Genomic DNA, 14,470 nt, shown 5'->3' with positions numbered 1-14,470 from the left:
GCCCGCCCCGCCGGCGGCGGGCGCGCCGCGCCCCCGCCCCCCCGCGCCCCCGCCGCGCCCCCCCCGCCGGGGGGGGGCGGGGGCCCCCCGGGGGGGGGGGGCCCCCCCCCCCCCCCGCGCCCCCCCCCCCCCCGGCCGCCGTCAGCCCACCGCCTCAGCGGGCTACTTGGGCGACGGCGAAGGCGCCGTGACCTGGCAGCCCTTCTGGCTGTTCATCGCCTTGTCGAGGCCGCCCGCGTTGAGCTGGGCGAGTGCGTCCTTGCCGCCCTTCGTGGCCTCCTGGAGCCCGCCGGCCAGCTCCTTGAGCCCCTCGGCGAACTTCGTCTGGTCCTTGGCGTCGAGGGCGTCCATCTTGGTCTTCAGGTCGGCGTAGCCCTTGGAGGTCTCCTCGAAGCCCTTGACCGCCGCGTCCAGGGTCGCCTGCCCGTTCTTGACCGGCGGAACTCCCGCCTCCTGCAGGGCGGTCCCCATCGTCTTGTACGACTCGGACATGGTCGCGAACGCCGCCGAGTCGGTCTTCTGGACCTCCTCGGGCTTGCTGCTCTCCGTCGCCACGCGCTTGATCTCGGCGTTGGCCGCCTCGACCTTCTTCAGTTCGGGCTGCCACTGGTCACAGACCTTCTTGGCCCAGGCGTCGGCCTTCTTGTCGCTGTCGTCGCCACCGCACCCGGACAGGACGAGCATCAGTACCGCACCGCCCGACACCGCGGCCGCAAGCTTCTTGTTCACCGGATTGGTCCCTTCGAAGGCTCTCGGCCCGGAAGATACACGGCCGTCATCCGGCGACGCACAAAGGCGGACAGACGGCGCGTCAGTCCGCGCCGCCTGTCCGCCGTTCGGGCGTACGGGGCTTCGGCCGGCCCTGACCCGGCCCGGCGCGCCCCTACCGCCGTCGTACCTCGGGTCAGGAGACCGTCGCCGGGTCGGGCGACTGGCCCACCCGCTCGGCGGCTCCGCTCTCGGGCTCCTCTCCGACGGCGATGCCGCGGCGCTTGGAGACGTACACCGCGCCGACGATGACGCCGATCGCGATGACGGCGACCACCGCCCGCACGGTCGCACTGGTGTCCGGCCCGTAGCTGAACTGCACGACCGCCGGGGCGATCAGCAGCGCCACCAGGTTCATGACCTTGAGCAGCGGGTTGATGGCCGGACCGGCGGTGTCCTTGAACGGGTCGCCGACCGTGTCGCCGATGACGACCGCCGCGTGGGCCTCGCTGCCCTTGCCGCCGTGGTGGCCGTCCTCGACGAGCTTCTTCGCGTTGTCCCAGGCGCCGCCGGAGTTGGCGAGGAAGACCGCCATCAGCGTGCCCGTGCCGATGGCGCCGGCGAGGAAGGAGCCGAGGGCGCCGACGCCGAGGGTGAAGCCCACGGCGATCGGGGTGAGGACGGCGAGCAGGCCGGGCGTGGCGAGCTCGCGCAGCGCGTCCTTGGTGCAGATGTCCACGACGCGCCCGTACTCGGGCTTCTCGGTGTAGTCCATGATCCCGGGGTGCTCGCGGAACTGGCGGCGCACCTCGTAGACCACGGCGCCCGCGGAGCGGGAGACCGCGTTGATGGCCAGGCCGGAGAACAGGAACACGACCGCGGCGCCCAGGATCAGCCCCACGAGGTTGTTGGGCTGTGCGATGTCCAGGCTGAGGTTCATCTCCCCGGCCTTGGCCCCGACTTCCCTGACGGCGGTGGCGATCGCGTCGTTGTACGAGCCGAACAGCGCGGCCGCGGCGAGCACGGCCGTGGCGATGGCGATGCCCTTGGTGATGGCCTTGGTGGTGTTGCCCACCGCGTCCAGGTCGGTCAGGACCTGCGCCCCGGCGCCCTCGACGTCCCCGGACATCTCGGCGATGCCCTGGGCGTTGTCGGAGACCGGCCCGAAGGTGTCCATGGCGACGATGACGCCGACGGTGGTGAGCAGGCCGGTGCCGGCCAGGGCCACCGCGAAGAGCGCGAGCATGATCGACGTACCGCCGAGCAGGAAGGCCCCGTAGACGCCGAGGCCGATCAGCAGGGCCGTGTAGACCGCGGACTCCAGACCCACCGAGATGCCGGCGAGGACGACGGTGGCCGCTCCCGTGAGGGAGGACTTGCCGATGTCCCGGACGGGACGGCGGGTGGTCTCGGTGAAGTAGCCGGTCAGCTGCTGGATCAGGGCCGCGAGCACGATGCCGATCGCGACGGCGACGACGGCCAGGACGCGCGGGTCCCCGGAGTGGTTCAGGATCGCGGGGTTCTCGACGCCGACGAGCTCCTTGTAGGTGGCCGGCAGGTAGGCGTAGACGGCGATCGCGACCAGCACCAGGGAGATCACTGCCGAGATGAAGAAGCCGCGGTTGATGGCGGTCATTCCGCTGCGGTCGCTGCGGCGCGGGGAGACCGCGAAGATGCCGATCATCGCGGTGACCACACCGATCGCGGGAACGATCAGCGGGAAGGCCAGGCCGAGGTCGCCGAAGGCGGCCTTGCCGAGGATGAGCGCGGCCACCAGGGTGACGGCGTAGGACTCGAAGAGGTCGGCGGCCATGCCCGCGCAGTCGCCGACGTTGTCGCCCACGTTGTCGGCGATGGTCGCGGCATTGCGCGGGTCATCCTCCGGAATGCCCTGCTCGACCTTGCCGACCAGGTCGGCGCCGACGTCGGCGGCCTTGGTGAAGATGCCGCCGCCGACACGCATGAACATCGCGATCAGCGCGGCGCCGAGGCCGAAGCCCTCCAGGACCTTGGGGGCGTCGGCCGCATAGACCAGCACGACGCAGGAGGCGCCGAGCAGGCCGAGGCCGACGGTGAACATGCCGACCACGCCGCCCGTCCGGAAGGCGATCTTCATCGCCTTGTGGGAGACCTCGGTCAGGTCCTTGGCGGGCTCGCCCTCGGCGGGGGTGGCCTCGCGTGCGGCCGCGGCGACGCGGACGTTGGCGCGGACCGCGAGGCGCATGCCGATGTAGCCGGTGGCCGCCGAGAAGAGCGCGCCCACGAGGAAGAAGGCGGAGCGTCCCGCCCGCTGCGACCAGGTGTCGGCGGGGAGCAGGAAGAGCAGGAAGAACACCACGACGGCGAAGACGCCGAGGGTGCGCAGCTGACGTCCCAGGTAGGCGTTGGCGCCCTCCTGGACCGCCGCGGCGATCTTCTTCATGTTGTCGGTTCCCTCGTCGGCGGCGAGCACCTGGCGGACCAGGATCTGCGCGACGACGAGCGCGGCCAGTGCCACGACCGCGATGACGATCACGATGAGCCGGTTGTCATCGGTGAGTACTGCGGCTGCCAGATCCGAGGTGCGATCCGGCGCGTTAGGGGTGAAGAGCCCCGTCATTCGTCCTCCTTGACGTGATGAGCTCAAGATGTGGACGGATTGTAGGGAGCGCGCCCTGATCAAAACAGTGCGCCGGAAACGGAATTGGCGTGCTCTTGCTCCTCAGCAATAGATCGCGTCACTCCATTACCCTCGAAAGTGGTAATGGGGCAAAGGCATTGACGCCCGGTCATTGATCTAGGGAAATGAAAAAGGCCCTGCTCAGCAGGGCCTTGATAAAGATCGGAAGATACGAAGGAATCCGCGCGCAGTGGATCTACGGCAGATCGGCGGCTCCCGAGACGGGCCAGCTCATCCGGATGGTCCCGCCCGATTCTCCACTGGTCACCTCGACGTCGTCGACGAGCCCGCTGATCACGGCGAGGCCCATCTCGTCCTCACCCTCGATGTCGGGGTCCAGGACGGCGTCGATGCCGGACACGGAGTCGCCCGGGCTGCCGGCCGGTCCGGGAACCTCGTCGCCGACCTCGATGGAGAACACCTTCTCCTCCTCGGTCAGGACGACCCGGACGGGCGCGGTCAGCCCGTTGCTGCGATGCAGTCCGACGGCACGCGAGCAGGCCTCGCCCACGGCGAGGCGGACCTCGTCGAGGACGGCTTCCTCCACTCCGGCCCGCCGCGCCACGGCGGCCGCGACGAGGCGGGCCGTCCGGACGTGTTCGGGCTGGGCGCTGAAGCGCAGTTCAACGGTGGCCATGCGCGTCCCCCTCGGACTACGGGCGTGCCTTGACAGGGGCCCGGGCCATCAGTGGCCCGGAACCCCCGTTCTCCTATCGGCTCCCTGCCTTCGGGAGCCGTCAGTCGGTGGCGTTGACGGCGTCTTCCACGGAGGTGTGGATCGGGAACACCTTGGTCAGACCGGTGATGCGGAAGATCTTCAGGATGCGCTCCTGGTTGCACACCAGACGCAGCGAACCCTCGTGCGCGCGGACGCGCTTGAGGCCTCCCACGAGCACACCAAGTCCGGTGGAGTCGAGGAAGTCCACTCGCTCCATGTCGACAACCAGGTGGTAGCTGCCGTCGTTCACCAACTCGACCAACTGCTCGCGCAGCTTGGGCGCGGTATACACATCAATCTCGCCACCGACCTCTACGACCGTACGGTCGCCGACAGTGCGAGTCGACAGGGACAGGTCCACGGATCCTCCAGCACCTTGCTATCGAGCGGCGCCCCCCAGGGGCCTCCCCACCCGAAGGTGGGCGAGGGATTGGCTGCCGCGATGGCATTCAATCACTTACCGGCAGGCGCGCACGACGCCTTGGGACCATTGTCCCGCACGCCAGTGACACACTCGGTTCCAATGGCCAATACTCACCGCCCCGGTCGGCCCACGGCACCCGCGGACCCACGACCCACTCCCGGCACGGTCCTGGACCGCCTGTCACGGGGGCCTTCCCGGGCTGCGCGCATCACCCATACGGAGCACTTGCCCCCTCGGGCGGGCCGTCATGCAGTCTGGCCCGACCGCATCCGAACGGATGTAGTGGCCGCGATTCAGGCGGCCGGGATCGGCCATCCGTGGGAACACCAGGCCGCGGCGGCCGAGCACGCCCTGGACGGGGACTCCGTCGTGGTCGCCACCGGCACCGCCTCGGGGAAGTCGCTGGCCTATCTGGCGCCCGTGCTCTCCGCCCTCGCGGACGGCGCAGAGGCCCCGAACGGCAGGGGGGCCACCGCCCTCTACCTGTCCCCGACCAAAGCTCTGGCGGCGGACCAGCGGCGCGCCGTGCGGGAACTGGCCGCCCCGCTCGGCAACGCGGTCCGCCCCGCCGTCTACGACGGCGACACGCCGGTGGAAGAACGCGAATGGGTGCGCCAGTACGCCAACTACGTCCTCACCAACCCCGACATGCTGCACCGCGGGATCCTCCCGGCCCACCCGCGCTGGTCCTCCTTCCTCAAGGCCCTGCGCTACGTCGTCATCGACGAGTGCCACTCCTACCGCGGGGTATTCGGCTCCCACGTGGCCCAGGTGCTGCGCCGGCTGCGGCGGCTGTGCGCCCGCTACGGCTCCGATCCGGTGTTCCTGCTGGCCTCGGCGACCGCCGGCGATCCGGCGGAGGCTGCCTCCCGGCTGACCGGCACCCGAGTGATCGAGATCACCGAGGACGCCTCGCCGCGCGGCGAGGTGGTCTTCGCCCTGTGGGAGCCGCCGCTCCTGACCGAGCTGCGCGGCGAGAAGGGCGCGCCCGTACGCCGTACGGCCACGGCCGAGACCGCGGACCTGCTGACCGACCTGGTCCTCCAGGGGGTCCGTACGGTCGCCTTCGTGCGCTCCCGGCGCGGCGCCGAGCTGATCTCGGTCATCGCCCAGGAACGCCTCTCCGAGGTGGACCGGTCGCTGGCCCGGCGTGTCGCCGCCTACCGGGGCGGCTACCTGCCCGAGGAGCGCCGGGCCCTGGAGCGGGCCCTGCACTCCGGCGAGCTGCTGGGACTGGCCGCCACGACCGCCCTGGAGCTGGGCGTGGACGTCTCGGGCCTGGACGCCGTCCTGATCACCGGCTACCCGGGCACCAGGGCCTCCCTCTGGCAGCAGGCGGGCCGCGCCGGGCGCTCCGGCCAGGGCGCCCTGGCCGTGCTGATCGCCCGCGACGACCCGCTGGACACCTACCTCGTCCACCACCCCGAGGCGCTGTTCCGGCAGCCCGTGGAAGCCACCGTGCTGGACCCCGACAACCCGTACGTCCTCGCCCCCCACCTGTGCGCGGCCGCGGCGGAGCTGCCGCTGACCGAGGCGGACCTGGACCTCTTCGGCCCGGCGACCAAGGAGCTCCTCCCCCAGCTCGAAGCGGCCAAGCTGCTCCGCCGGCGGGCCACGGCCTGGCACTGGACCCGCCGCGAGCGGGCCTCGGACCTGACCGACATCCGGGGCGGCGGCGGCCGCCCGGTGCAGATCGTCGAGGCCTCGACCGGCCGGCTGCTGGGCACGGTGGACGAGTCGGCCGCCCACACCGCCGTCCACGAGGGGGCCGTCCACCTCCACCAGGGCCGCACCTACCTGGTGCGGCACCTGGACCTGGAGGACGCCGTGGCCCTCGTCGAGGAGGCGAACCCGCCGTTCTCCACCACCGCCCGCGACACCACCTCCATCTCCGTCCTGGAGACCGAGGCCGAGATCCCCTGGGGCCCGGCCCGGCTCTGCTACGGCTCCGTCGAGGTCACCAACCAGGTGGTCTCCTACCTTCGGCGCAAACTGATCACCGGCGAGGTGCTGGGCGAGGCCAAACTCGACCTGCCGCCCCGCACCCTGCGCACCCGGGCCGTGTGGTGGACGGTCACCGAGGACCAGCTGGACGAGGCCCGGATCAACCCGGAGATCCTCGGCGGCGCCCTGCACGCCGCCGAGCACGCCTCCATCGGCCTGCTCCCGCTGTTCGCCACCTGCGACCGCTGGGACATCGGCGGCGTCTCCGTGCCGCTGCATCCCGACACCCTCCTCCCCACGGTCTTCGTCTACGACGGCCACCCCGGCGGCGCCGGATTCGCGGAGCGGGCCTTCCACACGGCCCGCGCCTGGCTGACGGCGACCCGCGACGCCATCGCCGCCTGCGAATGCGAGGCCGGCTGCCCCTCCTGCATCCAGTCGCCCAAATGCGGCAACGGCAACGAACCGCTCCACAAGCGCGGCGCCATCCGCCTGCTCACCCGCCTCCTGGCGCAGTCCCCTCCCGAGGCGGCCCCGCCCGGGCCCTGATCCCCGGGGTGAAGGTCCCGGCCGCCGGCCGCGCCGTGACCTCCGCGACCTCGCCCCGGAGGCCGCAGGCGGCCAGGGCCGCGCCCTGCGCCCGGGCCACCCGCAGCGCCGCCCCACAGGCCGTCTCGGGCCCGTGGGCCCAGGACGCCGCCGCCGCGAGCGCCGCCAGGTCCGCGGCGGCCGCCGCCCGGTGCCGGGCCACCACCGCCTGGCCGAGCAGCAGCACCCCGCCGAAGACCGCCCCCAGCACCGTCATCACGAGCACCGCCCACACCGTGGCCGAGCCCCGGTCCCGGCTCACGGCGGCGGCCCCACGCTGTCCTCCGCCAGGGCAACCGCCTGCGCCCCGAGCCGTACCGGCAGGCCGCGCGGCCCCGGAGCCGGGGCCGCCACACGGACCCGCCAGAGGTCGCCCTCCCGCTCCAGCTCCACCCGGGCCCCCGCAGGCGCGGCCGCCCGGGCGGCCGCCACCGCGACCTCCGCCGGCTCCGACCGGGCCGCCGCCCGGGCGCCGGCCCGGGCCGCGTCCACGCACCGGATCTGCGCGGCCGCCGCCATCAGCGACCACACCAGCAGCGCGGCGAAGAGCACCAGGGCCGGGATCACCAGGGCCGCCTCCGCGGTCACGAATCCCCGGTCCGCCGTTTTCCGGAGGGCGCCGGAATCGTCCTCAGAACGGCACATCGAGTGCCTTTCCGATGGTCGACTGAAGGGCCGTGGAGACCACGTCGCTCGTCACCACCTTGTACAGAACCGCGGCGAACGCACAGGCCGCGATCGTGCCCATGGCGTATTCAGAAGTGGACATCCCCGCATCGCGTCCGCGACCGCGCAGCGCCGTCCACATGCGAAAGCAGATGATCCTCATGGCTACTCCTGTTGATTTCCGTTGTTGATGTGAGTGGTTAATGTGACGTCAGGTGTTCGAGAGAAGGCCGGAGGCCATTCCGATCACCACCGGCGCGACCCCGATCGCGAGAAATGCGGGGAGGAAGCACAGCCCGACCGGAGCCGTCACGAGCACCGCCGCCCGCTGCGCCCTGGCGCCCGCCTGCCGGGTCCGCTCCTCCCGGAGGGCCGTCGCCAGCCGGGAGACCGGTTCCGCCGCGGGAGCCCCCGTCCGGGCGGCCCGCTCCAGGCACTGCGCGAGGGCACGGGCGCCCGGTATCTCCGCCAGCCTCCCCCACCCGGCTCCCGGTTCACCGCCGAGCCGCAGCTCCGCCCCGGCCCGCGCCAGCCGCTCGCCCACCGGACCGCCCAGCGACTCCCCCACGACCTCCGCGGCCTCCACCGGCCCCGCCCCGGCCGCCAGGCACGCGGCCAACAGGTCGGCGGCGAACGGCAGCTGACGCTCCGCCTCGCGAAGGTCCACCCCGCCCGGCGGGCGGGCCCTGCCCTGCCAGCGCCGCACTCCCAGCGCCGCCAGACCCCCGACGGCCACCCCGGCCAGACCGCCGACGAGCACCCAGCCCGCCAGCAGCGCCCCGGCCGGCCCGGCCCAGGCGGCCACCGCCCCGCGCGCCCGGATGCGCCACACCGCTTCCCGCCGTCCCGGCCGTATCCCCAGCAGGAGCCCCGTCCTGTGCCGGGCCCGCCGCTCCCGGATCCCCGCCGCCAGCGCCGACACCGTGCAGAGCGCCGCCAGCGCCAGGCACAGCACCATCCCCAGCCTGTGGATCGCGAAGCCGCCCATCACCGCTCCCCCGTCCGTACGATCCGCCGGCACCACAGCAACCCCAGCGCCTCCAGCACCGCCCCGGCGACCAGACACCCCCACCCCATCGGGGTGTGCAGCAGCACCCGCAGCGGATCCGCGCCCAGCCCCGTCCCGATCAACAGCCCCACCAGGGGCAGCAGCGCGAGCACCACCGCCGTGGAGCGCGCCCCCGCCAGCTGGGCCCGCAACGACTCCTGCCGGTCCCGCTCGGCCCGCAGCGCGCCCTCCAGCCGCTCCAGCCCGGCGGCCAGGCCCGCACCCCCGTCCACCGACACCCGCCAGCAGGCGGCCATCCCGGCCAGCCCCTCCGCGCCGGGTTCGCGGGCCGCCTGCCGCAGCGCGCCCGGCACGTCCCCGCCGAACGCCGCCGCGGCCAGCACCCCCGCCTCCGCGGCGCCCGGCCCGCCGGGGCCGTCCGCCGTCCGCCGTATCGCCGCCGTCAGGGCCTGCCCGGGCTGGGCTCCCGCCCGCAGCTCCCCCACCACCGCCCCGCACAGCGCCACCACCTCCGCGGCCCGGGCCACCCGCGCCCGCTCCCGGGCCCGGGTACCCAGCCACCGCCTCACCAGCGGCACCGCGGCGGCCCCTGCCAGCAGCGGGATCACCGACCCGCCGAGCAACGCGACCAGCAGCCCGGCCCCGAGCGCCGACCACTCCCGCCAGCGCCCCGCGCGCACCCGCACAGCTGCCAGCAGAAGCTCCAGCCGGGCCGGGCCGCGAGGCACCACCGGACCGCCCCCGGCCAGCACCGCCCGGGCCCGCCGGGACACCCGGTCCGTGCCCGCCAGCCCCCAGGCGGCGGCCACGGCGCACAGCACCCCGGCGAACACCGGCACCGGCAGCGCCGCCCCGGGGCTCACCGGACACCCCGCAGCAAGGGGCGCAGCCGCTCCCAGCCCCGCTCCCGTACGAAGCCGCGCGCGGACCAGCGCAGCGCCGGCACGGTCACCACCAGCCCGGCCGCATCCCGCTCCAGCACGTGCACCTCGGCCACCCGGCGCCGACCTTCGCGGTCCCGGACGAGGTGGACCACCAGGGTCAGCGCGGCCGCCAGCTGGCTGTGCAGGGCGGCCCGGTCGAGCCCGGCGGCCGTCCCCAGGGCCTCCAGCCGGGCCGGCACGTGGGCGGCCGCATTGGCGTGGACCGTGCCGCAGCCGCCCTCGTGGCCCGTGTTCAAGGCCGCCAGGAGGTCCGCGACCTCGGGGCCCCGGACCTCGCCGACCACCAGCCGGTCCGGGCGCATCCGCAGGGCCTGGCGCACCAGGTCCGCCAAGGTGACCAGGCCCGCGCCCTCCTGGTTGGCGGGCCGCGTCTCCAGCCGCACCACATGCGGATGGTCGGGGCGCAGCTCGGCAGAATCCTCGGCCAGCACGATCCGCTCGCCATGACCGACCAGCCCCAACAGGGCGCTGAGCAGGGTGGTCTTGCCCGTCCCGGTCCCGCCCGAGACGAGGAAGGAGAGCCGGGCCTCGACCATGTCCCGCAGCATCCGGTGCCCGCCGGGCGGCAGGGTGCCCGCCTCGACCAGCTCCTCCAGCGTGAACGCCCGCGGGCGCACCACGCGCAGCGAGAGGCAGGCCGACCCGACGGACACCGGGGGGAGCACCGCGTGCAGCCGGGTGCCGTCCGGCATCCGGGCGTCCACCCAGGGCCGGGCGTCGTCCAGCCGGCGCCCGGCCACGGCGGCCAGCCGCTGGGCGAGCCTGCGCACGCCCTCGGGGCCCTCGAAGGTGACCCCGGTCAGCTCCAGGCCCCCGCCGCGGTCCACCCACACCCGGTCGGGGGCGGCCACCAGCACGTCGGTGACCTCCGGGTCGGCGAGCAGCGGCTCCAGCGGGCCGGCGCCGACCAGCTCGGACCGCAACTCGGCGGCGACGCCGAGCACTTCCGCGTCGCCCAGCAGCCTGCCCTGGGCCCGCAGGGCAGCCGCCACCCGCGCCGGGGTCGGCTCCGCCCCGGTCTCGGCGAGCCGCCTGCGCACCGCGTCCAGGAGCACCGCGCTCATGCCGGCACCCCCTGGGCGGAACCGAGCGCGCGCTGCCAGAAGCCGTCGCAGAAGCGGGCCAGCGCGCCCCGCCCCTGCGACCCCGGCGGCTCCCCTTCGGCCACCCGGCCCGGCAGGCCCACCTCGACCGGCACCTCGCCGGCCAGCGACGCTCCCAAGAGCGCGGCCACGGCCTCCGGTTCGAGCCCGCCCGGGCAGCGCCCCCGGACGACGACGCGCACGTCCCGGGCCACCATCCGTACTCCGGCCGCCACCCGGCCCGCGGCGGCCACCGACCGCAGCTCGCCCGGCACCACCATCAGCACCAGGTCGAGCTGGGCCAGCACCTCGGCCACGGCCTCGTCCACCCGCCGCGGCAGGTCGACCACGACGACCCCGCCCCGGCGCCGCGCGGCGGCCACCACCGACCGCATCGCGGCGGGCGGCACCACCACCCGGTCCCCGCGGTCCCAGCTGAGCACGCGCAGCGCGTGCAGTTCGGGCAGGGACTCCTCCAGGGCCCCCGCACCGACCCGTCCGCGCGATCCCGCGAAGTCGGGCCAGCGCAGCCCTTCCGCGGCCTCACCGCCGAGCAGGACGTCCATGCCGCCGCCCAGCGGGTCCCCGTCGATGAGGATGGTCCGCTCTCCCGCGCGGGCAGCCCCCAGGGCGAGGGCGCAGGCGAGGGTCGAGGCCCCTGCCCCACCGCTGCCGCCGATCACCCCGACGGCGAGGGCGGGCCGTCCGGCTCCCTCCACCACGTCGGCGATCCGGTCGACCAGCCGGCACTCGGCGTCGGGGAGCCTCAGCACCTCCTCGGCGCCGATCTCCACCGCCCGCTGCCACACCAGGGGGTCGTCCAGGTCCCGTCCGACGAGGAACACGCCGTCCCGGCGCGGCGCGCCGCACACCCGCCGGGCCGCGTCGTCCCCGACCAGGACGAGCGGCGCCGATTCCCATCCGGTGCCCGCGCCCGGCCCGCCCGCGGCGCTCGGCTCCGGCAGCTCGTGGTGCACGTGCGGCTCGGCGCCCGCGGCGGCGCACAGCCGCAGCAGATCGTCGAGCAGCAGGGGATCCTCGGTGATGATCAGCGGTCGCCCGCCCGCGCCCCCGGCCGGCGCCGCGGACGCGGCCCCCGCCCCGGCCGCCGCGGTCTCCGGTGTTTCGCACGACTTCGATCGAGCCACGATCTCCGCCCCCTTCTCCCTGCGATATCCAGCGCCGCGGACTTCGCGGCTGGAATCACCGTGCAGCGATCAGGGAAAAGAAGTGGATCTTGGTCCAAAGCTGTGGACAACGCGTCGATTGTGAATAACCCGGTCACCCGCCCAGGTGAGTTCCGGAGCGGGGCGGAACCACTACGCACCGTGACGAGTCTCAAGGGGTGTGGGCCTTCGCCGCGGAGGCGCCGTACGACAAGGAGGGCCGAAGGGATGGTCACTTGGGGCCGAAGGCAGGGACGCGAACCGCGTCCGGACATGCGACGACCCCCGCCGGGGGGGAGAGCGGGGGTCGTCCCCACGGTCCGACTCGGGGGGGGGAGGAGCCAGACCGGGTTAGCACGGTCGCGAACGATCCGTGACTTCCATGGTGTACCCGAGAGCCTTCTCAGGCAAACCCACGCGCCACACCTTACGCCGAATGGTGGGCGCATATGCTCGGAGCGTGGAAAATCAGCCCTTGCCGCACTCCTCGCCTCGCACCGCAGCCTTCTTCGACCTGGACAAGACGGTCATTGCGAAGTCGAGCACCCTGACGTTCAGCAAGTCCTTCTACCAGGGCGGCCTGATCAACCGGCGAGCGGTGCTGCGCACCGCGTACACGCAGTTCATCTTCCTGGCGGGCGGCGCCGACCACGACCAGATGGAACGGATGCGCGAGTACCTCTCCGCCCTGTGCAAGGGGTGGAACGTGCAGCAGGTCCGGGAGATCGTCGCGGAAGCCCTGCACGACCTCATCGACCCGATCATCTACGACGAGGCCGCCTCCCTCATCGAGGCCCACCACACCGCGGGCCGCGACGTGGTGATCGTGTCGACCTCCGGCGCGGAGGTGGTCGAGCCCATCGGGGAGATGCTCGGCGCCGACCGCGTCGTCGCCACGCGCATGGTGGTGGGCGAGGACGGCTGCTTCACCGGCGAGATCGAGTACTACGCCTACGGCCCCACGAAGGCGGAGGCCGTCCGCGAACTCGCGGAGTCCGAGGGCTACGACCTCGCCCGCTGCTACGCCTACAGCGACTCGGCCACGGACATCCCGATGCTGGAGGCGGTCGGGCATCCGCACGCCGTCAACCCCGACCGGGCGCTGCGCCGGGAGGCGCTGGCCCGGGAGTGGCCGGTGCTCGTGTTCAACCGCCCGGTGCGGCTGAAGCAGCGGCTGCCCGGGCTGTCGATGCCCGCGCGGCCCGCGCTCGTCGCCGCCGCCGCCGTGGGCGCCGCGGCCGCCACCGCCGGGCTGGTCTGGTACGCGAGCCGGCGCCGCGCGAGCGCGCTGGCTGCCGCCGCGTCCTCCTGATTGTCCTGACCTGGGGCGATATCAGGTGTCCGGTTCGCCCATGATCGCCCCGGAAAGTAAAAAGTGGAGCTAGGGGTTTCGCATGGCTCCGAAGCGGAGTACAAATAAAGCAACGGCCCGCGAGACCAAAGAACATCCGAGAGGATCATCTTTAAAACGCAGTAAGGCCCACGGACCGAAGCATGAACGCCGAGCACCCACGCGACGTCGACCCGTCGATTACGGGCCAGCCGCACCAGGTGACGGGCAAAGTACCCGACCTGATGGGCAACTTTCGAGGACGCTTGGTAACTGGGCGTAAGTGCCAGCGGCGACACCAAAGCAAGACGGTGTCGCCGCAACCCATGTCCGGGTGAAACCCCGATCGCGCCGGGGGTCGGCGGACCGCGGGAACCTCAGGCCGCGCCGCGCTGCAGCGCCTCGCACACCGCCGTCGACTCGCGGACACCGAGTTCTATGGCCCGGCCGCAGTGGGCGATCCAGGCGGCCATGCCCTCCCGCGTACCGGAGACGTACCCCTCGAACGCGGCCAGATAGGCCTCTCGGCCCTGCTCCGCGTGACCGACCTCCGCCGGGCAGATCGCCTTCGGGTCCAGACCGCTGTTGATCAGGACGATGCGCTCGGCCGCCCGCGCCACCAGGCCGTTGTGGGTGGCGAACGGGCGCAGGGCCAGCAGCTCGCCGTGCACCACCGCCGCCGTGACCAGCGCCGGGGCGGAGCCGCCCGCGATGACCAGGCGGGACAGCCCGTCCAGCCGCCCCGCGACCTCCTCGGCGCTCGGCAGCGGGAGCCGCACCAGCGGCTCGTCGACCGGCTCGCCCGCCAGACGGGGCCGGCCCACGACGTCCCCGTCCGCGGTGGACCCGCACGCGACCAGGTGGAGCCGCGCCAGCACGCGCAGCGGCGACTGGCGCCAGATGCTCAGCAGCTGACCGGCCTCGGCCGTGAGCCGCAGCGCCGCGCCCACCGTCAGGGCCTCGGGCTCGGCACCGAAGTCGGTGCGCCGCCGCACCTCTTCGAGCGCCCAGTCGGCGCCGGACAGGGCCGCGCTCCCGCGTGCGCCGCGCAGCGCGGCCTCCGAGGTGATCTCGCCGCTGCGGCGGCGCATGACCCGGTGCCCGTAGACCCGGTCCACGGCCTTGCGTACGGAATCCACGGAATCGGCGACACCCGGCAGCCCGGTCACGGCGACCAACGGGTCAGAAGCGCTACTCATAAGTAGGGAGCCTACGCACTGCGCCCCCGTAGC

General features: G+C 73.6%; 14 protein-coding genes. 2 read left to right on the top strand and 12 right to left on the bottom strand.

From position 1 onward, the window contains the following. Positions 1-162 precede the first annotated feature (162 nt). From AB0D66_RS27620 to bldG, 4 genes are all read right to left on the bottom strand, one after another. Positions 163-729, bottom strand: coding sequence for a small secreted protein (locus tag AB0D66_RS27620; RefSeq protein ID WP_362308990.1), 567 nt, complete (start codon positions 727-729; stop codon positions 163-165). 175 nt (positions 730-904) lie between these two features. Next, positions 905-3,307 carry a sodium-translocating pyrophosphatase gene (locus AB0D66_RS27615; protein ID WP_362308987.1) on the bottom strand — a complete coding sequence of 801 codons (2,403 nt, stop codon included), beginning with the start codon at positions 3,305-3,307 and terminating at the stop codon, positions 905-907. 256 nt (positions 3,308-3,563) lie between these two features. Beyond that, entirely contained in the window at positions 3,564-4,004 is a 441-nt protein-coding gene (locus AB0D66_RS27610; protein WP_362308984.1) for an ATP-binding protein, read from the bottom strand. Between the two features lie 100 nt (positions 4,005-4,104). Beyond that, positions 4,105-4,446, bottom strand: coding sequence for an anti-sigma factor antagonist BldG (bldG, locus tag AB0D66_RS27605; protein ID WP_069920854.1), 342 nt, complete (start codon positions 4,444-4,446; stop codon positions 4,105-4,107). 81 nt (positions 4,447-4,527) lie between these two features. Here bldG and AB0D66_RS27600 point away from each other — a divergent pair, with 81 nt between their 5' ends. Then, complete coding sequence (locus tag AB0D66_RS27600; protein WP_362308980.1) at positions 4,528-7,002, top strand: DEAD/DEAH box helicase; 2,475 nt, start codon at positions 4,528-4,530, stop codon at positions 7,000-7,002. On the opposite strand, the gene AB0D66_RS27595 is transcribed toward AB0D66_RS27600, so the two are convergent. Genes AB0D66_RS27595 through ssd form a run of 7 tightly spaced genes read right to left on the bottom strand, consistent with a single transcriptional unit; the run spans position 6,950 to position 11,794 of the window. Further along, positions 6,950-7,303 (bottom strand): Rv3654c family TadE-like protein, encoded by a 354-nt coding sequence (locus tag AB0D66_RS27595; protein WP_362308977.1) that lies wholly within the window; start codon positions 7,301-7,303, stop codon positions 6,950-6,952. The genes AB0D66_RS27600 and AB0D66_RS27595 overlap by 53 nt on opposite strands. Further along, complete coding sequence (locus AB0D66_RS27590; protein ID WP_362308974.1) at positions 7,300-7,686, bottom strand: TadE family type IV pilus minor pilin; 387 nt, start codon at positions 7,684-7,686, stop codon at positions 7,300-7,302. Before AB0D66_RS27590 ends, AB0D66_RS27595 begins: the two co-directional genes overlap by 4 nt. Next, entirely contained in the window at positions 7,673-7,870 is a 198-nt protein-coding gene (locus tag AB0D66_RS27585) for a DUF4244 domain-containing protein (protein WP_362308971.1), read from the bottom strand. Before AB0D66_RS27585 ends, AB0D66_RS27590 begins: the two co-directional genes overlap by 14 nt. 48 nt (positions 7,871-7,918) lie before the next feature. After that, positions 7,919-8,695 (bottom strand): type II secretion system F family protein, encoded by a 777-nt coding sequence (locus AB0D66_RS27580; protein ID WP_362308968.1) that lies wholly within the window; start codon positions 8,693-8,695, stop codon positions 7,919-7,921. Beyond that, positions 8,695-9,579: a type II secretion system F family protein gene (locus AB0D66_RS27575; protein WP_362308965.1), complete on the bottom strand. Its 885-nt coding sequence runs from the start codon at positions 9,577-9,579 to the stop codon at positions 8,695-8,697. Before AB0D66_RS27575 ends, AB0D66_RS27580 begins: the two co-directional genes overlap by 1 nt. Continuing rightward, positions 9,576-10,724 (bottom strand): TadA family conjugal transfer-associated ATPase, encoded by a 1,149-nt coding sequence (locus AB0D66_RS27570; RefSeq protein WP_362308962.1) that lies wholly within the window; start codon positions 10,722-10,724, stop codon positions 9,576-9,578. The genes AB0D66_RS27575 and AB0D66_RS27570 overlap by 4 nt, the downstream gene beginning before the upstream one ends. Then, positions 10,721-11,794, bottom strand: coding sequence for a septum site-determining protein Ssd (gene ssd / locus AB0D66_RS27565; RefSeq protein WP_362309004.1), 1,074 nt, complete (start codon positions 11,792-11,794; stop codon positions 10,721-10,723). Before ssd ends, AB0D66_RS27570 begins: the two co-directional genes overlap by 4 nt. Before the next feature lie 550 nt (positions 11,795-12,344). On the opposite strand from ssd, the gene AB0D66_RS27560 reads away from it, so the two are divergent. After that, on the top strand, positions 12,345-13,220 hold the full coding sequence (locus tag AB0D66_RS27560; RefSeq protein ID WP_362308959.1) for an HAD-IB family hydrolase: 876 nt from the start codon (positions 12,345-12,347) through the stop codon (positions 13,218-13,220). Between the two features lie 395 nt (positions 13,221-13,615). On the opposite strand, the gene AB0D66_RS27555 is transcribed toward AB0D66_RS27560, so the two are convergent. Then, a complete protein-coding gene (locus tag AB0D66_RS27555; protein ID WP_362308956.1) occupies positions 13,616-14,437 on the bottom strand; it encodes an oxidoreductase in 822 nt (273 codons plus the stop codon). Positions 14,438-14,470: the final 33 nt, after the last annotated feature.

It is taken from the genome of Streptomyces sp. NPDC048270 (assembly GCF_040652335.1).
Classification (GTDB): Bacteria; Actinomycetota; Actinomycetes; order Streptomycetales; family Streptomycetaceae; genus Streptomyces.
Note: the sequence above shows the minus strand (reverse complement) of the source record. Positions and strands in the feature narration are given on the sequence as shown.

Excerpts from the sequence above, each read along its gene's own strand:
- AB0D66_RS27615 (WP_362308987.1), bottom strand. The coding sequence starts at position 3,307 with ATGACGGGGCTCTTCACCCCTAACGCGCCGGATCGCACCTCGGATCTG.
- AB0D66_RS27610 (WP_362308984.1), bottom strand. The coding sequence starts at position 4,004 with ATGGCCACCGTTGAACTGCGCTTCAGCGCCCAGCCCGAACACGTCCGG.
- AB0D66_RS27600 (WP_362308980.1), top strand. The coding sequence starts at position 4,528 with ATGGCATTCAATCACTTACCGGCAGGCGCGCACGACGCCTTGGGACCA.
- AB0D66_RS27590 (WP_362308974.1), bottom strand. The coding sequence starts at position 7,686 with ATGTGCCGTTCTGAGGACGATTCCGGCGCCCTCCGGAAAACGGCGGAC.
- AB0D66_RS27585 (WP_362308971.1), bottom strand. The coding sequence starts at position 7,870 with ATGAGGATCATCTGCTTTCGCATGTGGACGGCGCTGCGCGGTCGCGGA.
- AB0D66_RS27580 (WP_362308968.1), bottom strand. The coding sequence starts at position 8,695 with ATGGGCGGCTTCGCGATCCACAGGCTGGGGATGGTGCTGTGCCTGGCG.
- AB0D66_RS27570 (WP_362308962.1), bottom strand. The coding sequence starts at position 10,724 with ATGAGCGCGGTGCTCCTGGACGCGGTGCGCAGGCGGCTCGCCGAGACC.
- AB0D66_RS27560 (WP_362308959.1), top strand. The coding sequence starts at position 12,345 with ATGGTGGGCGCATATGCTCGGAGCGTGGAAAATCAGCCCTTGCCGCAC.
- AB0D66_RS27555 (WP_362308956.1), bottom strand. The coding sequence starts at position 14,437 with ATGAGTAGCGCTTCTGACCCGTTGGTCGCCGTGACCGGGCTGCCGGGT.